The 23,944-nt window shown below is 37.2% G+C and carries 12 protein-coding genes and 3 pseudogenes; 2 read left to right on the forward strand and 13 right to left on the reverse strand.

All coding sequences use genetic code 11. The features are described 5' to 3' along the window. Positions 1 to 592: 592 nt before the first annotated feature. The 4 genes and pseudogenes from ACQKOF_RS21515 to ACQKOF_RS21530 form a co-directional block, all read right to left on the reverse strand. Positions 593 to 1,459, reverse strand: a complete 867-nt coding sequence (locus ACQKOF_RS21515) for a GNAT family N-acetyltransferase (protein ID WP_427561549.1) — start codon at positions 1,457 to 1,459, stop codon at positions 593 to 595. Positions 1,460 to 2,120: 661 nt separating this feature from the next. Beyond that, positions 2,121 to 3,953: an ABC transporter ATP-binding protein gene (locus tag ACQKOF_RS21520; RefSeq protein WP_427561552.1), complete on the reverse strand. Its 1,833-nt coding sequence runs from the start codon at positions 3,951 to 3,953 to the stop codon at positions 2,121 to 2,123. Further along, positions 3,953 to 5,674: an ABC transporter ATP-binding protein gene (locus ACQKOF_RS21525; RefSeq protein ID WP_427561554.1), complete on the reverse strand. Its 1,722-nt coding sequence runs from the start codon at positions 5,672 to 5,674 to the stop codon at positions 3,953 to 3,955. Before ACQKOF_RS21525 ends, ACQKOF_RS21520 begins: the two co-directional genes overlap by 1 nt. A gap of 78 nt (positions 5,675 to 5,752) precedes the next feature. Then, a pseudogene (locus ACQKOF_RS21530) lies at positions 5,753 to 6,294 on the reverse strand (DMT family transporter); the annotation flags it as partial. Positions 6,295 to 7,004: 710 nt separating this feature from the next. Between ACQKOF_RS21530 and ACQKOF_RS21535 the strand changes: the two are divergent. Then, positions 7,005 to 9,026, forward strand: coding sequence for an EAL domain-containing protein (locus ACQKOF_RS21535; RefSeq protein WP_427561557.1), 2,022 nt, complete (start codon positions 7,005 to 7,007; stop codon positions 9,024 to 9,026). A gap of 79 nt (positions 9,027 to 9,105) precedes the next feature. Here ACQKOF_RS21535 and ACQKOF_RS21540 read toward each other — a convergent pair whose 3' ends face one another. Together ACQKOF_RS21540 and ACQKOF_RS21545 are read right to left on the reverse strand one after the other, a co-directional pair. Further along, positions 9,106 to 9,573, reverse strand: coding sequence for a threonine/serine exporter family protein (locus ACQKOF_RS21540; RefSeq protein WP_427561560.1), 468 nt, complete (start codon positions 9,571 to 9,573; stop codon positions 9,106 to 9,108). A gap of 12 nt (positions 9,574 to 9,585) precedes the next feature. Further along, positions 9,586 to 10,338 (reverse strand): threonine/serine ThrE exporter family protein, encoded by a 753-nt coding sequence (locus tag ACQKOF_RS21545; RefSeq protein ID WP_427561563.1) that lies wholly within the window; start codon positions 10,336 to 10,338, stop codon positions 9,586 to 9,588. 261 nt (positions 10,339 to 10,599) lie between these two features. Between ACQKOF_RS21545 and ACQKOF_RS21550 the strand changes: the two genes are divergently transcribed. Further along, positions 10,600 to 12,006 carry a polysaccharide deacetylase family protein gene (locus ACQKOF_RS21550; RefSeq protein WP_427561566.1) on the forward strand — a complete coding sequence of 469 codons (1,407 nt, stop codon included), beginning with the start codon at positions 10,600 to 10,602 and terminating at the stop codon, positions 12,004 to 12,006. 586 nt (positions 12,007 to 12,592) lie between these two features. Here ACQKOF_RS21550 and ACQKOF_RS21555 read toward each other — a convergent pair. From ACQKOF_RS21555 to ACQKOF_RS21585, 7 genes and pseudogenes are all read right to left on the reverse strand, one after another. Beyond that, positions 12,593 to 14,686, reverse strand: a complete 2,094-nt coding sequence (locus tag ACQKOF_RS21555) for a beta-propeller domain-containing protein (RefSeq protein ID WP_427561569.1) — start codon at positions 14,684 to 14,686, stop codon at positions 12,593 to 12,595. A 269-nt stretch (positions 14,687 to 14,955) separates the two neighbouring features. Then, positions 14,956 to 15,288: pseudogene (locus ACQKOF_RS21560) on the reverse strand (PPC domain-containing protein); the annotation flags it as partial. Between the two features lie 12 nt (positions 15,289 to 15,300). Further along, positions 15,301 to 18,186: pseudogene (locus ACQKOF_RS21565) on the reverse strand (collagenase); the annotation flags it as partial. A 420-nt stretch (positions 18,187 to 18,606) separates the two neighbouring features. Further along, positions 18,607 to 19,800: an acyl-CoA dehydrogenase family protein gene (locus ACQKOF_RS21570; protein ID WP_427561571.1), complete on the reverse strand. Its 1,194-nt coding sequence runs from the start codon at positions 19,798 to 19,800 to the stop codon at positions 18,607 to 18,609. A 10-nt stretch (positions 19,801 to 19,810) separates the two neighbouring features. Continuing rightward, the gene (locus tag ACQKOF_RS21575) at positions 19,811 to 20,983 is read right to left on the reverse strand and encodes a saccharopine dehydrogenase family protein (protein WP_427561574.1); all 1,173 of its coding nucleotides are present in this window, start codon (positions 20,981 to 20,983) and stop codon (positions 19,811 to 19,813) included. 26 nt (positions 20,984 to 21,009) lie between these two features. After that, positions 21,010 to 22,488 carry an aldehyde dehydrogenase family protein gene (locus ACQKOF_RS21580; protein ID WP_427561577.1) on the reverse strand — a complete coding sequence of 493 codons (1,479 nt, stop codon included), beginning with the start codon at positions 22,486 to 22,488 and terminating at the stop codon, positions 21,010 to 21,012. Between the two features lie 401 nt (positions 22,489 to 22,889). Then, positions 22,890 to 23,888: an NADP-dependent oxidoreductase gene (locus ACQKOF_RS21585; RefSeq protein WP_427561633.1), complete on the reverse strand. Its 999-nt coding sequence runs from the start codon at positions 23,886 to 23,888 to the stop codon at positions 22,890 to 22,892. Between the last annotated feature and the right edge of the window lie 56 nt (positions 23,889 to 23,944).

Raw genomic sequence — 23,944 nt, forward strand, 5'->3', positions numbered from 1 at the left:
TTTGATGTCCAAAATTTTGTTTCGTTCACCAACTCAAGGTTAGCTACTAAAAACTTTATTGATTACGTTTTGCTTGTTCAGTTTTCAAGGTTCATTTCGTCGCCACTTCTTCAATAGCAACTCTTATATAATATCATGTCGTTCGCTATATGTCAACTACTAATTTTATTTAATTTAATTGTTTTTCAGTAGCTGCCTTAACGACTTGTATAATACTACACTCTTAATTTAAAAAGGTCAATACTTTTTCCGAAAAAATTTATGGCTTTTAACTTCAACGAGAAACTTCCTATATTATAATTGAAAAAACAATTTAATATTAGAATGACTATCTGAAGTTAATTTAATGTTTTATCGTTATTTAAATTTGATAAATTGCTTTTTTGGATCATTATGAAATTATTTTCAACTTTATCTTAAAGGGTCGGATCATGTTTTCTTGGAACCTCCTTTGAAAGAACGGACTTACCCACTAGTTTATGTCGTCTCTCCATCCGAAAAATCCCTGCTTCCTTATCTCTGGTGTTTGGACTTCATTGCTGGACACAAAAAAGTGAGGAGCGATGCATAAAGCACACCCCTCACTCTTCACTTATTGTTTTACATAATAGTCTATTTGCTGAGCCTTCATAAAGCCTGCCTTCTCATAAACAGAAAGCGCCTTTCGATTGTCAATTTCTACATCCAGCATGACGAATTTTGCTCCAATTTTACTCGCATAATCTTTGGAAAATGAAAGCATCGCAGTACCAATTCCTTGCCCCTCACAGTTTGGATGAACTGCCAATGCCGTTACCCATTGAATTTCATTTTCCTGGGCAGTCGTCACTGTTCCAGCGATTTCTCCGTCTTTACGTGCTACCCATAGCTTTCTTCCAGTCGTTGATGTATTAAAAGCGATTAGCTCCTCAGACTCTTCAGGTAGGTCTCCAAACGCTGCACTATAAATAGCAAGCAGCTCTTCCTGTTCATCTGCATAAGGGATAATTTCGATATCATTCTTTAATTCTACTGACTCTGCTCTTGTTTCTAAAGTGGCCTCTGAAAAGCTATATGCAAAGCCCTTCTTTTCAATAAATGTATGTCCAAAAGGTGAGCCATCTATCACTACCGCCAATTGCCCTTCTGCCCCACGCTCTTCGAGGCCCGCCTGTAAAGCTTCCACTAAAGCGGTTCCGATTCCCTTTTGACGGTACGGAGGTGTTACAACCAAAGACCATTCATAAGTATGCAGCCCCATTAAATCTATTGCACTAGCTGCACCAACTAATACATCTTTGTCATCTTCATAAGCAAGTACCATAAAGCCCTTCGATTCAAAGGAACTCGCCATAGGCAAACCCATAGCAGTTTCATATACACGATAATCATCTGTGGTCGCTTCTTCACACAATAATTTTAATTCATTTAATGTTTCCCCATCTAACGGAAAAGACACTGTCATCACTGAAATATTCATCATTTACTCCGTTCTTGTATCAGCCTATTGCCCTATTGTAGCAAGAAAGAAAATAAGCTGGCAACAAAATATACTAACAACTTCTAATTATTAACAATTTTACTTCAAATATAGTGAAATTAAAAGGTTTTATATGATTTTTGACGGTTATAGACTACAAAATTACTAGAATAAGGTATGCATTTTTATACACTACCATTCATCTGAAGGCCCGATTTCCGCTGCGATTGAACGTCAAGTCGCTCCCTTATCTAAGAAAATTATTTTCATTTAGATATTTATCCATAATTATACTATTTTTATAGATAAATTACATATCAATTATGCCTCGGCATAATTGCGTCCGGAATCGGCTTTGTGCTTGCACAAAGAACTCCTTTCCGATTTCCGTGACATCCGCCGGAGGCTTTAACTTCTTTCAGTGGATGTTTGTACACCTGCTGAAAAAGTAACTTAAACCGCATTCATCTCACCACTTATAGAGATGGGAGACTTCTGTACCTGTCGCTATGCTTTCGGTACAAAAAACATCTGCTGAAAGAAGTTAAATTATGAGATAAAAGTCAATGTTTCAACTAAAAAAGAGCAATCCCAAGAATTTTGAAATCGCTCTTTCTTATGTTTGAGGAATGTGATTGACACTTACATCGTTACTTTCAACTTACTCATCAAGATGATGGGATGAAGATTGTAACATCTGCGCATAGATGCCACCGGATTCCATTAATTTTTGTTGTGGGCCTGCTTCAACTAACTCACCTTTGTGCATAACAAGCACTATATCGGCATTGTGCACTGTATTTAAACGGTGTGCAATGACAAAGCTAGTGCGTCCCTGCATTAACATATCAAGAGCCTCTTGAATCGCAAGTTCCGTAACAGTATCAATACTACTTGTCGCCTCATCCAACAACAAAATTTTCGGGTCGGCAATCAATGCTCGAGCAATGGACAATAACTGCTTTTGGCCTTGCGAAATTCCGCTGCCATCTGCGGCAAGTACTGTATCATAGCCATCCTTTAGCGTCATGATAAAGTCATGCGCATTTGCACGCTTCGCCGCTTCCTCTATCTCTTCATCACTAGCATCTAATCGACCATAACGAATATTTTCACGTACAGATGCTTCAAACAAAAATGGGTCCTGCAACACAAAGGCCATTTGTGCGCGCAATGCTTGTCGTTCTATTTGCTGAACGTTTACACCATCAAATAAAACCTCACCTTTTAATACCTCATAAAATCTTGCAATAAGCTGCAAGATCGTTGTTTTTCCTGCGCCAGTTGCCCCAACAAGAGCTACCGTTTGTCCGGACTCCACGTTAAAATTAATGTCCTTCAAAGTGTAAGCTTCTTCTCCTTGCTCATATTTAAAGTACACATGTTGAAAGCTCACCTGGCCTAATAGTTTGTGCTTCTGCGCAGAAGTAGCTTCCTCTTCAGGAAGTTCATCCAGTAACGCAAATACACGCTCAGCACCAGCAATCGCTGACAGCACGGTATTAAATTGATTGGCCAAATCATTTAACGGTCGTGTAAATTGCCTTGCGTATTCTGTAAAAATAACAATTACTCCGATTGACACATGCCCATAAAAAGCAAGTATACCGCCAATACCAGCCACAATTGTAAAGCTCATATTGTTTAAAAAGTTCATGACCTTTGGAATATAACCAGAGTATGTCTGTGCCCAAAAGCCAGTACTTTTTAAGCGTAAACTTTTCTCTTTAAACTCCTCTTTCATGCGTTCCTCTTGTGAGAAAGCTTTCACGATTCTCTGGCCCGAAATCGTTTCTTCAATCATGCCATTCAAAGCTCCTATAGCCGCTTGCTGTTCCTTAAATAATGGTGCGGTTCTCCGGGTGATCCAACGCATCGCCCAAAACATAATTGGTATAATCATCATTGTTAATACCGTAAGTAAAGGGCTTAAACTTAACATGATGATCACTGTTCCCGTAAGTGTTAATACACTAGAAAACACTTGGATAAAGGAGCTATTTAATGTGGAGCTAACCGCTTCAATATCATTCGTCATCCGACTCATTAATTCCCCATGTTGACGGCGATCGAAAAAGGCAATCGGTAGTCTTTGGAAATGAGCAAATACACTCGTTCGTAATCTATAAATGGTTTGTTGAGCAATACCGATCATCCAATAGTTTTGCAAAAATAATGATACTGCTAATAGAGCATAAATGCCGATTAACAGCATAATTCCCTTCTCTAGTCCTACAAGCTCTCCATGCGTTACGTACATGTCAATCATTTTACCGATTAAATACGGACCGAGGAGAGCCAAAATGGAACTCGCCAAGACAAGTAACAGCACAATAACTAGTAGTACACGTTGTTCATCAACTATTTTCCATAAACGTAGTAGCGTACTTTTCCAATTTGTCGCACGAGGTCCCTTCTTTTTCTTAACGGCCTGCTTCACATCATCTTTCGTCAAAATCGGCTCATAGCCAAAAGGTTTTTGGAAAAATCCCATTATTCCTCCACCTCCTGTTGGGAGATTGCGATTTTTTTATAGAGCGCAGAAGTTTGCAAAAGCTCTTCATGCGTCCCGTATGCGACCACTTTTCCTGCATCAATGAGTAAGATGCGATCAGCACCTCTAGCTGTCCGAATCTTTTGAGTGACCACTAGCATCGTTGCTTGTTCTTCACTCAATGCCTCCCATAATGCCTGCTCCGTTTTAACATCAAGCGCACTTGTACTATCATCGAGCATTAATATATGCCCTTTTCTTAATAACGCTCTCGCAATCGATAATCGTTGTTTTTGACCACCTGAAAGATTGACACCCTTCTGACCGACTCTTGTCTCGTAACCGTTCGGGAAATCCTCCACAGAAGCATGGATTTGTGCTTGCATTGTAGCTTGTAGCACCGCATCCATTTCAGCCTCTGCATCGCCCCAACGAACATTATCAGCAATGCTTCCTGTAAATAATAAAGATTGTTGTGGAACATAGCCGATGATTTCGCGCAGTTCTTGTAAATCCCATTGCTGTACATCTTTCCCCTCTACTACTATTTTGCCTTCTGTGACATCGTAGAAACGAGGAATAAGCTGTAGCAACGTAGATTTCCCTGCACCTGTTGCTCCCATAATGGCTAACTTTTCACCAGATTTCACTCGGAAATTTACATCGGAGAGGACAGGCGAGTCTTCCCCTGGATAAGTAAAGCTCACACGATCAAAAGCTAATTCTCCAAAACTCATGCCATTAGATGTTTTCTCTGAAGATGATGGTAGCTCAATCTCATTTTCAGTTGAAAGGACTTCTGCCATACGCTCTGCTGAGGCTTTTGCACGCGCATAAAAAATAATAATAAAGGCAAACATCGAGAACGAGCCTGTCATGCGCATGGCATAATTGACAATGGCAACAACATCTCCAAGTGGTGTTGTACCTGTAGCTATTTGCTTCGTTCCAAACCACAGCACTGCAAGTAAACTCATATTCATGATAAATAACAGTACAGGCATAATATACTCCATTGTGCGTAGAGTCTTTACAGTATCTATTTTTAAGCGTGAGGCAACTTCATCAAAACGAGAGGCTTCATATGCACCGCGTAAATAAGCCTTCACTAATCGAATAGCCTGTAAATTTTCCTGTAGCACACGATTCAAACGATCAATTCTCTTTTGTACAAGTCCAAAATAAGACACGCCTTTTGCTACCATAAAAATAAGAAAAATTAAAATAATTGGTGCGCCAATAACTAAAAACAACGCTAGTTTAGCATTTACAACAAAAGCCATAATGATGCTGCCAACAACGGCAAGTGGTGCACGAAGCATAATACGCAAACTCATAAACAGCACCGTCTGTACTTGCGTCACATCATTCGTTAATCTTGTAATAAGGGACGCCGTTGAGAATTTTTGATAAGTAGCTAATGTAAAGGATTGTATTTTTTCAAACAATGCATTTCGTAAATCAAAGGAAAAGCTCTGTGCTGTATGCGATGAAAAATATGAATTCACGACACCAGCTATAAAAGCTACGAAAGATAAGGCCAGTAACACCATTCCCCATTGCCAAATCATCCCCTGATTTTGAGCTCGCACGCCATCATCAATAATTTTCGCCATGATCAATGGCTGCGCGAGCTCCACAAACAATTCCACCAGCATTAAACTAAACGCGATGAATGCCGTCCATTTATAAGGCTTTACATAGGAAAAAACTTCTTTCATATTCTTCCCCCTCGTTCTCAGTTAAAGAAGTTCCATAAAATTCAAATATAGTGAAGAACTCCTATATAGATAGTATTTTTATGCTTTTCCTCTACCTACAGAAAGCCACGTTACACAAACAAGCATAACGAATACACCAACGAATTGCCAAAACCTAATGATGTACCAAACACGATAACTGAAATAACCTTTGCGGTTAGCGGTTCATTACTAGAAAGGATACTTGTCTCAACTGCTGTAATGTATTTCATGCTACATCAATTATGCCTCGGCATAAAGAAGGCAAACGTAAGACCAACCTCTACTCCCTACAATAAGGCTTTACCACTAACTAACGAAGCATCAAATGAAGCGTTCGTTAGTAGGAGGTAAAGAACTATAAGTGTACCAATAATCCCTAATACTTGATATTTCGGTGACCATTTCTTTAAACTAAGAGAGACATAGGCAACAACAAATATAAGTGCTAGAAACTGTAATAAGGTATAAAATACAGCATTACTTTCGTTGATTGCCGCCGCGAAAGCAAACTGTACGCCCAACATTTCTGCTACCCCGAACACAAGAAGTTGTCTACTCCATAGTTTTTGTTACCAAATGCCGAAAATATTTTTTCTAGTTCAAAATCAATTTCGCCTTGGCGTAATTGTTGCTGTCGCTACGCTTTCGCACAGATAAACAATGCGTCCGGATTTTGAATTGTGCCTCTGCACACTTCATTCCTCTCAAAATCCGTGACATCCGCCGGAGGCTTTAGGCCAACAGATGTTTTTTGCGCGAAAGCGTAGTGCTAACGCAGCGGCAGCAACGTGTTTTGTCTGTACAAAAGCGAAGCGACAGCAAAAGGGTTTCATCTGCGCGAAAGCGTAGCGGCAGCGGCAACAGCATGATGTTGACCACTCAGTCGTTGCCACAGGACGTGACGTTCTTAGACTGAATTCCTCTATTTTCAGTAGGTGTTAGGACACCTACTGAATGAAGATAAATATGTAAGTAATATAATACCTGCAACCGATAAACGAATTGTTAACATAAAGTAGACTGTCAATGGCGTATGGTTGAGTAACCACTTCATCAAACGTTCAGTTGCTCCCCATAACATCGCACCGGAGACGATAAATACTATTCCATTTAATTGTTTTATACAATTCTCATTCCCTATATAAATACTAAATAATGTTATTTTTCATCAATTCTTTCCTTATTTTTCACTAAAAAGGTCCCGGAATTAGTCATTATCAAATATTTACAATCATATTCATAATGACTAATTCCTGATAATTAACTATAATAATAGTATATATAGATTACTCAAGGAGATCGGATAATCATGAGTCATATGCATAAATCATTTACGATTGATGAACATTATTTAAATTCACTTCCTTTTCCTGCAATTGTCATGAATCAAGATGGACAAGCTATAAAATTGGGAAAGCTTGCTGAACACCTATTTGGCTTTTCAGCTACTACTATTAAAGAACATACCGCTTCATTTATTCATGAAAATTTACTACGTCAGCTTTCATTAGAAAAGTTTCAAACCCTTTTACAAAATGATGACAGTACGTATATCAACCAAATTCAACTGAACACATATACAAATGAAGAAATTACAACAGCGCTGCTAGCTAATCCATTTACTGAACAAGGAGAGCGTTTCATTCTTATGATATTTATGCTACCAGAATTAATGATTAATTCTGTCTCAAGTAGCAGCACCCTCATAGACTTAAAACAGGGATTAGACTCGACATTTATGACAGTATCACTTGATCATGATGGGTTCATTTTAGAATGTAATGCTGAATTTCTAAAAACGAGTCAATGGACACCAAAACGCGTTATTGGTAAAACGTTTTGGCAGCTGTTCCCTGAAAATAAAGAAAGTGAAAAGATTACTAATACCATCTGGCGTAATTTAAACAACGGCTATACGTGGCAAGGTGAAGTCGAAAAAGTTACAAAAACAGGTCAGTCTTATTGGGTACTCCTAACAGCTATCCCAACATTTGATATTGAAACAAATGAACAACAATTTTTTTTAATTGAAAAGGATATCACGAAGTCCAAGACTATACAGCATCAGCTTGAAAAAATCGCTTATATCGATACAGAAACAGGCCTTATGAATGCACATCGACTCGAAAAAGTGATTTCCAAAATGATTGAGGAAGAAAGAAACTTCTCTTTTGTCTATTTAAGTATAGATAAATTTTATACATTAAAAGAGTTACATGATCAGCAAATCGATCAAAGTCTTATTATAGAGTTTACCAAACGTATAAAAATGTACTTCCAAGATAGCACAATGGCACGTATTAACGAAAATGATTTTGTCGTGATTACACCATTAAGTGAATGGTTTATTCAAGGCTTCCTGTCTTACTTACAACAGCATCCAATTTATAACAGTAATGTTGCGGTCCCTATTTCTATTAGTGGCGGAATTACACGTTATCCAGAGGATCAAACTACATTCTCCCAACTAATGAAGGCATCCATTGCTACTATTACAACAGTCCGTGAAGCAGGTGGCGATAAAATCGTCTCACTATCAAAAGCAACACATAAGGCATTAAATCGTAAAGCTTTAATTGAAAAACGTTTACTTCAAGCTCTTGACCAAAAAAACCTAAAAGTTCTCTATCAGCCGCAAATTGATGTTACTTCAGGTAAAATTACAGCTGTAGAAGCACTAGTTCGTTGGGAAGATGAAGTAATAGGCGTTGTCTCACCAGATGAACTCATTCCAATTGCAGAGGAAACGGGTCTTATTAATAATATTGGTTCCTTTATGCTAGAAAAAGCTTGTGAACAGGCACTATCCTGGAAAAAAGCTGGTCTTGATCTAAAAGTATCCATTAACTCATCTGTACGCGAATTCCGTGATAAAAACATGGCAAAATCAGTTCTTGACACGTTAGCGAAAACTAGTTGCCCTGCTAATCTTATTCAAATCGAGATTACAGAGAAATTTGCCCTAGAAGCAGAGGCTGCTACCTTTATTACAAAGCAAATGCGTAAGCTTGAAAATGAAGGTATCGCCTTTATACTAGATGATTTCGGTACCGGGTATGGTTCATTTAGATATATGCAAATTCTACCAATAGATACATTGAAAATCGATAAAGCATTTACAAGTTCTTTATTAAAATCTGAAAAAACCCAAAAGCTCATGAACGGTATGGTGCAACTCGGAAAATCTATGGAACTTAAAGTTGTCGCAGAAGGTGTCGAAACTGCTGAACAAGCAGATCTTTTGATTTCTTATGGCTGTGATGCAATTCAAGGTTACTATATTAGTAAACCAATTCATGCAGAGGAAATTGAAGCATTACTAGTTAAATAGTAATTTAAAGGAGGCTACGTTTAAGAACGTAACCTCCTTCTTTATAGTTGTTCTATCCACCTACATTTGATGTAGAGTCTTATTTCTTGTAGACCTTTTGGAATTTCGCCTTACCGGTACGTACAGAACGGAAAATAAGCTGTATTAGTACCTCTGCAAATACAAGTCCTATAACGATGGCACCTGTAATTAAAAATGCTTTTAATCCATACTGTAGCCCCTGTATATAATCATCCTCTACAACATTCCTCATTGCATTATAAGCCATGCCTCCCGGAACTAACGGGATAATACCACCAACAATAAAAATAATCATCGGCATTTTGAAGCGCCGAGCATACAAATGAGAAACGATAGCAATTACGAAAGAGCTAAAGAATGAGGCATTTACTACATCCATGCCATGCTCTGTTAGGACGAAGTAAATCATCCAGCCTACTACCCCAACAAAACCACAATAAATTAGGGTTTTTCTAGGTACATTAAAAATAATTGCGATACCTGCAGTCGCAAAAAAGCTAAGAATCAACTGTATGATATAGTCCATGTCATCTGCCTCCTAAAACGATAGAGTGACGGCAATAGCTGCACCAATTGCAAAAGCTGTTAAAAATGCCTCTACGCCCTTTGCCATCCCTGACATAAAATGACCTGCCATTAAATCCCGAACTGCATTCGTGATCAAAATACCTGGTACTAGTGGCATAACAGAGCTAATAACAATTTTATCTATTTCCGTACCATGGCCATATTTCACTGAAAAGACAGCAATCGATCCTACTACTAATGAAGCTGTAAATTCTGAGAAAAATTTCACTTTTGTTAAGTCATTTATCAATAAAAGCACTAGGAAGCCTAATCCCCCTGCCAAACAGGCAAAAAGGAAATCAGACCATCCCCCCTTAAACATTATAAGGAAACAACCACTCGCAAGAGCCGATGCTAATACTTGAATATATGTTGGTAAAAAATAATTTGTTTTTTGTATCGACTTTAGCTCGTCATAAGCGTCTTCTAGTGTTATCATGTGAGATGTGAGTCTCCGAGATACTGAATTTACCAAGGCTATTTTTTGTAAATCTGTTACCCTGTTGGAAATCGATGTAATTCTCGTCGGCTGTGTCTTGCCTAACGAAAAAATGATTCCTGTAGGTGTGGCATAACATTGCGCGTCCAGCATATTTTGAGAATGTGCCATGCGTAGCATTGTATCCTCCACACGATATGTTTCCGCACCACTTTCAATCATAATTCGCCCTGCAAGCAATAAACAGTCAATCGTAGATTCATTATCCACTTCATGTAAAACCATTACAGTTATCTGCCTCCTTCAAAAGGTTCCTTGCCAATAGTATCGAACTGCAAATAAAAACTCAACAAAAAAAATTTAACTTTTAACAAAAGTACTTTGGCTTTCATAAGTTAGAAATGGTAAGCTAATGGGTAATTTATTTATGAAGATTGGTTTCCCATAAATTGATAGCAAAACTTCGTAGATTCGTATAACTTTTTCAATGGCTAACACGTCTGATTGTATAGAAAAATAAATATGGAAAGGAGCGTATCCATCAAAATGCCGGAACGCAGAAAAAGACGCGGCCCAATGATTGATTTCCTATTAATTGGCCTCATCATTACATTAACGACTATTATTTTAGTTATTATCCTATCAAAGGATGACTTTAAGTTTCAAAAAATTAGTGCCTCAAAAGAGACAAATTCAGATTCAATAACGAGTAATCTATCCACAGAAAGCTCTGCGTTTCCAGGTATACGTATTGTAACAGATGTTTCTAATGATAAGCGAACTCCTTTTGCTATTCACTATCCAGAAACAGATAATAAAGCTTTTAACGATGCTGTAATACAGTACATAACGGATTCAAAAGAAAACTATCTGTCATCTATGAAAGAAAATAAAGATAAAGAGGTAATGGGTGAGCTTAATATTAGTTTGGAAACTTTCCCATATCAAAAACAATACTATTCTTTTGTACTAACAAAAATGCTGTATACAGGCGGAGCCAATCCCGAGGTTTCAACAAAAACATTCTTCATCAATCATGAAAATGGTAAACTAATTTCCATTAAAACATTGTTGAACAACGATGAAAACAACTTATCGGCATTAGCTACTCATGTACGTAATGACTTACAACAAAACCTCAAGTTAAAGGATGAGCTTTTCAAGGATGATTTAATAAAATCAACTGAACCGAAGTGGTCTAACTTCAATCGCTTTGCTATCGTTGATGATTCGTTACAATTCTATTTTGATGAGTATGAGATTGCTAGCGGAGCAGCTGGTTCACCAATTGTGAAGCTTCCCCTTTCACTTATCAATCCGTTGTTAGCCTCTGATTTCCAAATTGCTATGGAAAAGCCGACGAAGCCAATTAATACAGGCGATCCAAACAAAAAACGTATTGCCTTAACTTTTGATGATGGCCCACATCCAAAGGTTACAGAACAGATTTTAGATACGCTCGATAAATATCATGCAAAAGCTACCTTCTTTATGCTTGGTAGTCGTGTCCAATATTACCCTGATATCGCAAGAGACGTACTTGCACGAGGACATGAAATAGGGAACCATTCATGGAACCATCCTGTATTAACAAAACTGTCACTAGAGTCGGCAGTGAATCAATACACATCTACGGTTGCGGAGATAGAGAAGGCCATTAATCAAAAACCTACTGTATTTAGACCACCGTACGGAGCAACAAACGATGCGATTAATGCTCAAATTCCAGTTCCTGTTGTTTTATGGACGATCGATACATTAGACTGGAAGCATCGTAATGCGAAACTGTTACTACCTAATATTAAAAATAATTTACACAATAACGCCATTGTCTTAATGCATGATATTCATCAATCGACTGCCGATGGTCTTGATGCCGTGCTTGCTTATTTACAAGGGCAAGGCTATGAATTCGTGACAGTATCGGAAATTCTTCCATATCGTCAGAAATAATTAAAGAAAAAGTCCAATGAACTCAATGTTTATTGGACTTTTTGAATGTTGGAGCACCATAATCGAACAGAATAGAGAATGTTATTGTACATCTGCTGCGCACCTAAAACATTTAATTACAGTGCTATACTTTTGCATATTATCACTATAAATTAAAGAATGAAATGCTAAACTAAATGAATTGGTTGATTGGAGTGGAGACTGGGCAACATAATAAAGTAAAAGGATTCACGCACAGTTTTGTGTATGAATCCTTTTTGCTCTTCGGAAGGTGGATGTCGATAAAAATTAAAAGTTAGGTGATAAAACGTGAAAGTTTGTCGATAAAATTCAGAAGTTGGGCGATAAAACGTGAAAGTTTATCGATAAAATTTAAAAGTTGGGCGATAATTCCTGAAAATGTCCCGAAAAAACTAAAAAATTGGTAGCGGCAGCGACAAAGCGCCCAGTCGGAACGGAAATCAACCCCTCATTTTGCCAAAGAGCCAAGCTTTATATACTATGACACCTTAATTTCATTAACATAATAGTTTTCAACAACATGAAAAGTCCAATAAGCTCAAAGATGAGTTATTGGACTTTCTTTTTATTTTATAGTTAATGTATCAAGTGGTTTGAAGTCTGTTAGCTGGTAGCTCTTCACTTCATTGTTAGCTACTGTGTAAAGAGCGTCATCTATATAAACTACTCGCTGTACACGCTGTTCCCAACTTTCATACTGATCGCCAGTGCTTTTATAAACAATATTTCCTTTTAGTACGATTCCTTTATTTGCTGTGATTTCATAGATTTGTGCGCCTTGACCTTTGTAGACAATTTCATCGCCCTTCCCTGCATCATACAGGACAACTGGGAAACCAAAGTAATGGTATTCCTTATTGCGGAATAGCGCTTTAGAATTGTATTGAATTTCGGAGTACGAGCCTTTTCCACCGATTTTTACTGTTGATTGTTCCTTTGGATTTTTGAAATCAGAAACATCAAACAATGACATTTTCATATTAGTTGTAACCGTAAAATCACGCTTCGAATATTCATTATAGCGTTGCTCGGTATCATAGCCAATACCGATTAAATGTGTATCGTCTAATGGATGTAAATAGTTACTAAAGCCTGGAATCTTTAGCTCCCCTAGCACAGTTGGCTTTTTCGGATTTGCGACATCAATAACAAACAATGGATCCACTTGCTTAAATGTTACTACATATGCTTTTTCACCCATAAAACGTGCTGAATATACTTTTTCACCAGGAGCTAAATCTTTTACTGCACCGAGCTCTTGTAAATTTTTATCGAAAATAAATAGGTGGTTTCGTGATATTTTTTTTTCGTCCCACGCATTTCCTTCAGTTGTAACGATGCGGAAATTGCCTTCATACTCATCCATTGAGTATTGATTTAACACTGTTCCTTTTACTTCTGTAGTACCTACAAAATTCATAGCAGTTCCATCAACATTCCATTTAAAAACTTGTGTATCAGTTGTTCTTGGCATCCAGATCATATCCATAACGCGACCAGCAGCAGGCACTGGATTTCCATCATAAATGGGTGTTGTTAAATAAAGTGTATTCTCCGACATATAAAGTCCACTACTACCACCTAAGTATCCTTTAGTATTTGCAGTTGTCTTTGCGCCATTTTTTAAATCCACTGCTGTAATTAAACTATATGTTCCATCCATTGTATTTGGTAAAATAGAAATTTTCTCTAGAGGTAAGCTCTTATATTCTTTTCCTTCTACACTATCAAATGTTTTCGGTTTTAAATCCGGCGTTTTTTGCTCTCTAAGCATCCAATAATTCGGATACATATTACCGATTAAATATAATGTGTCATTTGTAATTCGAATATCTTGTAAATACCCCTCTTGCCCCACTTCACGTATGAGCTTTGGATTCTTTGGGTTTGAAATATCATACAAAGTAGCAGTCGACATGCTTGTGCCTACTTTTTCTAAATATTCATCCCCAATCGCTATTAATAAATTATCATATAATGCTAACTTCGAAATATACTGTGACTCCTTCAGCTTGATTGTTGTCGCTAGCTTTAAATTTTTCGGATCTTTAGCATCTACTACAGTAATGCCATGATCTTTTACAGCATAAATAAAGCCATCTTTGACAACGACAATATCTCCTTCTTCCACTCCTTCGACTTGATTATTCGTTGTAGAGGAGTTGTCTGCACTCGCTTTGTCTTCGCTCTTTGCAATTTCTGCTGTTGCTTCATAGTTCAGTTCTTTTTGTGAGTTAGCTAAAAGTGCTTCGAAATATTGTTGTAGCTCTTTTTCTGATTTTACAACTTCAAGCTTTTCAATGATGGTAAACGCTATTACTTGCGATGTTGTTTTAGGTCCACCTAGTACAAACGCTTCTTTATTCACATGTAATTTATAACTACCAGGTGCTAAATCGCTTACGATCATTGTCTTTTTATCTTCTCCCAATGTTACTGTTGCCGACACCTTTTGATCTTTGCTATTTGTTACGTAAACATTGTCTTCCGTTATTTTGCTTTCATTTAGTGTCTTAGTAAAGGATATTTGCCAGCTATGAGTTGTCATACTCGCACTTGCAGTCTGTGCCTCTACTTTTGGGACCGACATCAACATAAAAATTCCTGGCAAAATAGCTAATACGGTGATGAGTAAAATTGCTATCCACTTATTTTTCATCAATTTACCTACCTTTCATAAATTTGTTTATTAATTAGACTGCTAAAGAGTAGGAAAGTTACATTATTCTGAATTTTTTCTCAGTAAAAAACGAGAGGAAGTGAATCCCTCTCGGCTTATATAGACTATAATTACGAGCAATAGCTAATGTATTCTACGTTAGCTGCTGCTCTTTTTTTATGGTTAGACACTAGATATATGATTATGCATTAAATCAGATCAGCCTCTACTATTGAAACTAAATCTTTCGTATACGCTTAAAAATATAATTATTGTACTTTTACTGTATATGTCCCGTTGTCATTATCAAATTTATAAATATATAAATAATACTTTCCTGGTTCCGCAGTAAATTTACCTTTTATATTATTTCCATCCTCCTGTCCATAGGATGCGTAATTTTGCATATCCGACTCATGATAAAGCACCCATGTCATTCCGATTTGATTTTCATTTACGACAGAAATATCTATTTCTTTTGGAGACGTAACATTGAATGTGTATACATCCGTATGATCATCATCAATCAAACTACCTTTTAGGGGCATATTAAATGGAATCATATTCGCTTCTTCTGGACGATTATTTGGTTCTATATCTGTTTTTGCTTCATTCTGTACATTTACTGTATATGTCCCATTTTCATTATCAAATTTATAAATATATAAATAATACTTTCCTGGTTCCGCAGTAAGTTTACCTTCTATACTATTTCCATCTTCCTGTCCAAATGATACGTAGTTTTGCATATCCGACTCATGATAAAGCACCCATGTCATTCCAATTTGATTTTCATTTACGACAGAAATATCTATTTCTTCCGGAGACGTAACATCGAATGTGTATACATCCGTATCATTATCATCAATCAAACTACCTTTTAGGGGCGTATTAAATGGAATTATCTTTGCTTCTTCTGGATGATTATTCTCTGTTTGTGCTCCCTTCCGTACAGTTACAATTGCATGATCCTTACTTTCTATTCCCTTATCATTTTTCACTGTTAATGTCACATTATATGTGCCTTCTTTTTCGTATACATGAGTAGGGTTTGCCTCTTTACTTGTTTTTCCATCACCAAAATCCCAAAGGTAAGAAACTATTTCTCCATCCTTATCTTTTGAACCATCGCTTTTGAACTGGATTTCTTCATTTTCGATTCCAGCATATGGACCATTTATATTTACAATAGGCGCTTGATTATCTCCTTCATCCGTCGCAACGCCATGGAAAACAATATCATATTCAAACTGGTTTGCTGCATTCACACGGTAGTTTACAAAATACGCCGTCACTGTTTTATAGCCGCTCCACTCTTTTTGCGACAGTTGATCTAGTACTTGGTTCACTTGTTCACTCATTGTTTTCCAGTCTTTAGATTCACCTTTTGTTTCACTACCTACATACGTACCTTCGACTGTAAATGTATTAAAAAATTGAGACTTATGTTTTGTAATTTTTGCATCTTTTACGTTAGCAACATCGGCAATTTCTTGTACTACTTCATTTAACGCTTTTGGTTCATGTTCCACTAAATAATCTTCTGATACTTGTGGCACCTCGTATTTTTCTTGATTATCAATCAATTGCTGCATATACGCTTGGTATTCCGAATTCAGTTGTGGATCTTTACTTAATACGTCGCGATACGCATCATAATTTTTCACATCGTTCGCACGAATTAAATCTTGAATCTTAACAAATGTATCAAATTGATGATTATACATATAAGACTGCAGTGCAAATGAATAGTTATAAAAATCCCATGATCCATATTTCGCAAACATTGTTTGTTCAGCTGTGTAGCGTTGTGATGCTTCATATGATAATCCACTAATAATACTATTACGTGGAACTACATCATTTGTACGTGTTGATCCTGCAAAGAATTCAGCATTTCCTTCCTGGAACCATGTTAGTCGTTCATTTTGATACATATCTCCTGTTCCGAATAAACCAGGAACCTCGTATCTTCCCTGTAAATAATGTGTAAATTCATGGCGGAACAACTCTTCTAAACTATAAATACTTTGCTCTGGTGTACGTTCATACGTAAAGAACGTTCCCTTCTCTTCGATATAAATACCACCATTATTTGTTTCATACCCGTACAATTGACGATTTATTCGATATTGATCTGGAGAGTCATAAATTACAACTGTTAATACATCGTCAGCATTGCCTGGTTCTAATGCTTTATCATTCCCAATTACACGGTGATATTGTGCTTTTACTTCTTTGGCAGCCCAGTATAATCTTTGAATTTTGTCTTCTGTTACTTTTTCTCCCGTCTTAAATACAATCGATCCATTATCAAATGTATATGTTTTCGGTAAATACTGTCTCTTTCCATCTTCACGCATTTTCTGTAAATCTACTGTATTGCCACTATAATCTTTTCCACCATAATTTGTAGTAAGTTGCTCTACTGCCACAAAATAAGCTTCACTTAAATATGGATACATATGCAACGCTTGTGTAACAACTTCTAAACCTTTATCCGGATTACTATGGAATCCTCCTAAACGCCCTGCATAATAAATGCCATTATTGATTAACCAACTATTGTTATTTGTTATATTATGTATAAGAGCAATTTTATTCACTTCATTGATGAAACTATCAATCTTTCCATACCACATCGTCGTATTAGCTTCTTTACCTGTCTCATGCAAAAACGACTGCAAGTCATAATCAATTCCATGTATTAAATCATAGATAGCTTGCCCTTTTAAAGAATCGCTTTCATATGGAGAGAGATTTTCGTTATATTGTTTTAAAATCTTCGAAGCATACTGAACTGTTTCTGCATCACTAGAAGCATTACCTATTAATTTCCCATAGGCGGATACCACTTTATCTTGCTCATCTGTACCAAGTTTAAAGTTCGGATTCTTAGCCATTTCCTTTAATGCTGGTAAACACTTATCATGGAAACTTCTCTCATTTAAATAACCTAGTTCCTTATTATAAAATCCTACATAAAAAGCAGAACGCAATAGCTCAACAAATGTTTCAATACCCTTTGAATCATCTTTCGTAAAAGAACTTCCTCTTTTCCCTAAGTCATTGATAATAACTTGCATGCGTTCTTTATTTTGATAAAAAGCTTTTGTTTCATCATTGAATTGGAATAGGTCTGTAATTTGATACCAGCGAATATTTCCTAGCGTATCAATTAGCTCACTATCGCTCATTTTATTAAGCTCTGCCAACGAGTACTTTTCCTGCAATTGCTTCGTTTCAGCAACTTTGATAGTTGGAGCTGGGTGTTCCGAAAAATCTCCCATTTCCAAACGTTTTTCAAATGATAATGTTTCATCAGCCATTGTAGAATGTGCAATTTCATCTTTCGGAGTATCTATGCCAACAGGCTTCATTTGTAATACATTATAAGGCGTTTTTTCTGCTGCTGATACTTCCGCTTGTAACGCTCCAAACGACAGTGCCATTGTACTTACTCCAATTAACACTTGATTGAGTTTTAATTTCTTTTTCATAACAAGTCCTCCTATAGTACTACCTTTATTCAATGGCAATATATTGAACATTTGGAACTATATTGCCCATTTAAAAAATAACATATTATGTGAATAAAGCAATATAAAATGTTATATTTAGAAATATTTTCTTGTTCGATTTGAACACTAAGACACAATTAGACCATAAAACCATTACTTAACATAAAAAAGAACCCGAAATTCGGATTCTTTAATGTTAAAGCGAACTGGAAAGCAATTGTACCATTTAGACCCTCTACGTCCACTACAGAAAACTTAACAGTAAAAAAGCCGATTATTCCTTTAAAAGTTTAGGAAATCGGCTTTTTCTTTATGAAATTTTACTTAGCGTACAAGATTCACATTTGAAGCAAGTCTAATTAACTTTGGATCAATCAATAAAAAGTCTTGATAAAACGCCTATTCTTCAAATGGCCATTTTGGTAGCATTTTTGCTAATGACTTATCTTGACGTTTTCCTAATACATAGTCAGCCTGCATAATTGTATGAATCTCCCGCGTGCCTTCGTATATAACCGGTGCTTTCGAGTTACGTAAATAACGAGCGACTGGATATTCATCCGAATAACCATATGCTCCATGAATTTGGACAGCATCATCCGCAGCTTTATTGGCAAAATCACAAGTCTGCCACTTTGCTAATGATGTCTCGCGCGTATTGCGTACACCTTTGTTTTTCAACTCTCCAACACGATATACAAGTAGGCGACTCATTTGATAGCCCGCTTCCATTTTGGCAATCATTTGCCCTACTAGCTGGTGCTCACCAATAGGTTTACCAAATGTTTCGCGTTCATGACAGTATTTCACACTCGCCTCGAGACACGCTTGAATAAGACCGACAGCGCCTGCAGCTACTGTGAAACGACCATTATCTAACGCAGACATGGCAATTTTAAAGCCTTCTCCCTCTTCTCCAAGGCGATTCTCTACAGGTATACGTAGATTTTCAAAAAAGAGCTCACCCGTATTACCCGCACGAATACCGTATTTACCTTTAATGGCCTTCGATGTAAAGCCCGCCATGGAACGCTCTACGATAAATGCACTAATGCCATGATGCTTCTTCGATTTATCAGTGTAGGCAAAAACGATAAAATGGTCAGCTATATCACATAAGGAAATCCATGTTTTCTGTCCATTTAACACGTAAAAATCTCCATCCCTTACAGCGGTGGTAGACATTGCAGCTACATCTGACCCTGCTCCAGGCTCTGTTAAACCAAATGCTCCAATTCGAACTCCTTTTGCCTGTGGAACAAGATATTGCTGTTTTTGAGCCTCTGTTCCCCATTGCATTAAGGTCATGCTATTCAAGCCTGTATGAACTGAAACAGCTGTGCGAAACGCTGTATCTCCACGTTCCAGTTCTTCACAAACGATGGCCAGTGCATTGTAATCCATCCCACTGCCACCGTATTGTTCTGGTACACAAACACCCATTAAGCCCAGCTCAGCAAGTCTTGACCAAATCTTCGGATCGAAGCCACCCTCACCATCCCACTTCGCAATATGTGGAATAATCTCGGCATCCACAAACTGCCGCACTGTTTTACGTAGAATTTCTTGCTCAGTGGTAAATTCGAAATTCATGACCAAGCACCTACCATTTCACAATCATTGCTGATATATGAGACGTCTCCTTAATGACAACACCACGTTTTGCCATCTCTTGAATATAAATATCGCCCGGTACAATTGATTCAGGTGCAAATATACCGCGCTCTGTAATTTTATTTTCTCCAATCATTTGAGCAACGACAGAAATTGTATTTGCTGTTGCACGAGCCATAGCCGTTTCATTAATCGTCATATCTTTACGCACAACCATTTCGAACTCATACGTCACTTGTTGCTGCGCTTTTTCACCCGCTACAATAACACGTAGCAGCACTGCATCTGGTTTTGTACCAAGCTCAAGTTTCTTTTTAAGTGCCTCGCGAACAACTGGGCGCACAGAAACTTCCTGATCTTCTACCTCTACCTTATTACTAGCATCAAGGAATCCTAAATCTGCTAATAGCTTAAATTTCTCTGCATGTCCTTTATAACGAATTGTTTTATATTCTAGTGTTTGGACATTTGGGAATGTCTTATATAATGTCGATATACCGCCAGATGTATAAAATGCCTCAAGTACACCAAAATCTTTGAAATAAATAGGTTCAACACCTGATAACGATGGAACTTCTTGAAGTTTACCTTTTTGAATCATTTTTGACGGCTCTGTATAATGATCAAAGACACCATCTAGAGAAAATACTCGCGTATAGTGAAGAGGTGGCTTTGGCTCTGTTGGAATACCGCCTACAAATAGTTTAATAGATTCTACCTCATCTAATTTCGAAGCACCGTAACCCGCTAAAATGTTGACCATACCTGGAGCAACACCCAAGTCCGGAATAATGGTTACACCTTTTGCTTTTGCCTCTTCGTCAAGATCTAATATTTTTTCTGTTACACCGCCAATATGACCACCTAAATCCACGGAATGAACACCAGCTGCGATTGCCGCTCTTGCTACACGCTCATTAAAGGAATAGAATAATGCATTAACGACTACATTACCTTTTGAGATAACTTCCATTAACGAGTCGTCGCGCTCAGCATGAAGCTCTACAACCTCAATCTTATCTGTATTTAAGGAGTCCACAAAGTTCTGCGCTATTTTTACGTCTATATCTCCTAAAAATACACGTTCCACCTTGCTATTTTTTATTAAATCACGAGCTACCTCTTTCCCCATTAAACCTGCACCTAATACAACAACTTTCATCAAGAACATCCCCTTTCATTGATCTGTTATTCTGTATCGATTTGTGCTCTTTGTAATTTACCGCTATAGTCTACATAAATACTTTTCCATTCCGTATAGACATCTAAGGCAGCTACACCTGAGTCGCGGTGACCGTTCCCCGTGCCCTTTGTGCCGCCAAATGGTAAATGGATTTCAGCACCTGTTGTGCCAGCATTCACATAAACAATACCTGTATCTAAATCTCGTTGTGCGCGGAAAATCGTATTCACATCTTGCGAGAAAATTGAACTGGATAAGCCAAATTTTACGCCATTGTTTACTTCGATTGCTTCTTCCAAACTTGCTACTTCAATTAGAGAAACGACCGGACCAAAGATTTCTTCCTGTGCAATAATCATGTCAGGCTTCACATTGGTAAATAGTGTAGGCTCATAATAAAACCCTTTGTCATAAGGAGGCTCAGATAATATTCTACCTCCAGCTAACAACGTCGCCCCTTCCTGTTTGCCGATTTGCACATAGTGATTAATCTTTTCCAATGCGGCTTTATTAATCACAGGTCCGATTTTTACACTTTCATCTAGGCCGTCCCCAATTGTTAGCTTTTGCATTTCGTCTAATAGACGTTTTTCTAGTTCCTCTCTTACATCTTTATGCACGATCACGCGACTACATGCTGTACATCTTTGGCCAGCAGTGCCAAATGCACTCCATAAGATGCCTTCAGTAGCTAGTTGTAAATCGGCATCATCCATCACTATGACTGCATTTTTTCCACCCATCTCTAACGAAATCTTCTTTAGGTGTTTACCACCTAGCTCCGCTACCTTACTTCCTGTTGTTGTAGAGCCGGTAAATGAAATGACCTTAACGTCTGGATGTTCAATCAATGCTGTTCCAACTGTTGGCCCTGTACCAAAGACGATATTTGCTACTCCGCTTGGTAAGCCAACCTCTTCAAAAATTTTACCCATTTCATACGCCATCATTGGTGTCTCATTAGATGGCTTCCAAATGAATGTATTGCCAGCAACAATTGCAGGGAATGACTTCCAAGTAGCAATAGCTACAGGGAAATTCCACGGAGTTATTAATCCTACAACGCCAATAGGTGCCCGTACACTCATGGCAAATTTATTAGCTAGCTCAGACGGCGTTGTCTCCCCAAATAACCGTCGCCCTTCACCAGCCATATAATAGGCCATGTCTATCCCTTCCTGCACTTCGCCTCTAGCTTCTTCAATAACCTTTCCCATCTCTTTTGTTAAAACGGTCGCTAAATGTTCCTTTTTCTCTTTCATTTTTTGACCGATGGCATATAAATAGTCAGCACGTTTAGGCGCAGGTACTAATGCCCAGTTTTTTTGTGCCTGTTTTGCAACCGCTACCGCTTCATCTACCTCACTTGCAGTAGAACGCGGTATTGTAGCTAACTGCTCCCCATTAGCAGGGTTGGTCACTACTATACTTTGTAAATGTGAACGTGTTACCCATTCACCGCCGATATAGTTTTTAATTTCCACTACAAACACCCCCTAAACTATCTATGGTGCCTCTGCCTCATTGTTACCAATCGCATTGCTTTCAGACAGATATCATCTATTACTCTATATTATATAGAATTAGATATGTCAAAATTCCGAATTTTTAATATATAGAGGTCTGAAGAGCATGCTTTTGGATCAATATCGGTGACAATCGTCAGAGGCTTTATTTTCTTTTAGCTGAACATTGATGTCTTAAGGATGAAAGTCTTTTGTGAGCGATATAAAACAATCACAAGCTTTCAGCTAAACGAAAATAAAAATACTCATTCTAGTGTTTTATATTCGACATTTACTAGTTTATTCCCTTTTTTTCTAAAATAATTTATTATTCATTAAAACTAAAGAAACTTATAATCGTATAAAATAACAATCAGCTATCATTTTATTTTTATAATAATTTTCCCCTTAGCTCTACCAGACTCAGAATATTCAAAAGCCTTTTGAATATCATCCATTAATACTACCCGATCAATAATAGGGACAATTTTTTTTGCTTCAATAAATTCTCGGATAAGTTTTAATTGTATTCCACTCGGCTTCATAAATAGGAAATGATATTCTACTTGATACTGTTTTTCCAGAGCTGTTAGTTTTCTAGTAGCAAATTTAAGTAGTAATGATTTCCAGAAATTCAAACCGTACACTTTGGCAAAGCGATAGTTAGGTGTGCCTGAAAGAGATACGATTTTCCCACCAGGTTTAAGAATTTTAAACGAATTTTGTAATGTTTCTCCGCCTAATGTATCGTAAACATAATCATAATCGGACAATATATCTTCAAAATTTTCGCTTTTATAATCGATGACTTTATCCGCACCTAAACGTTTAACTAGTGACTCATTTTTACTACTCGTAGTGGTTGCTACGTATGCTCCCATTAACTTTGCTAATTGAATAGCTAATGTTCCAACACCACCAGAACCAGCGTGAATAAGCACTTTATCATTCGGTTTTAATTGCATAATATCATGAAATGCTTGATAAGTAGTCAAGCCGACTAATGGTATAGCTGCAGCTTCTTCAAAACTTAAATTTTTAGGTTTTATAGCAATATCATCTTTATGAATGGCAATGTATTCTGCAAATGTTCCAATTCTAGACTTTCTTGGTCGGCCATATACTTCATCACCTACCTGAAATTCAGTAACATCCCCCCCGACTTGTACAATAACTCCAGAAAAGTCGTTACCTAAAACTAGTGGCATTTTATAACTTAAAAGCATCTTTACTTTACCATCACGCACTTTATAATCAATGGGATTTATACTTGCTGCATGGATCTCTACTAATACATCATCAGAAGAAATCTTCGGAATTTCCACTTTAGTTAATTCTAAATTTTTTTGACCATATTGATTGATTACTGCAGCATTCATATATTTATTCATTATTTTAACCTCCACGTTCGGTTCGTTAGTTTAAACCAATGAAT

This window comes from Lysinibacillus sp. NPDC093190, assembly GCF_050280425.1.
Lineage (GTDB): Bacteria > Bacillota > Bacilli > Bacillales_A > Planococcaceae > Lysinibacillus.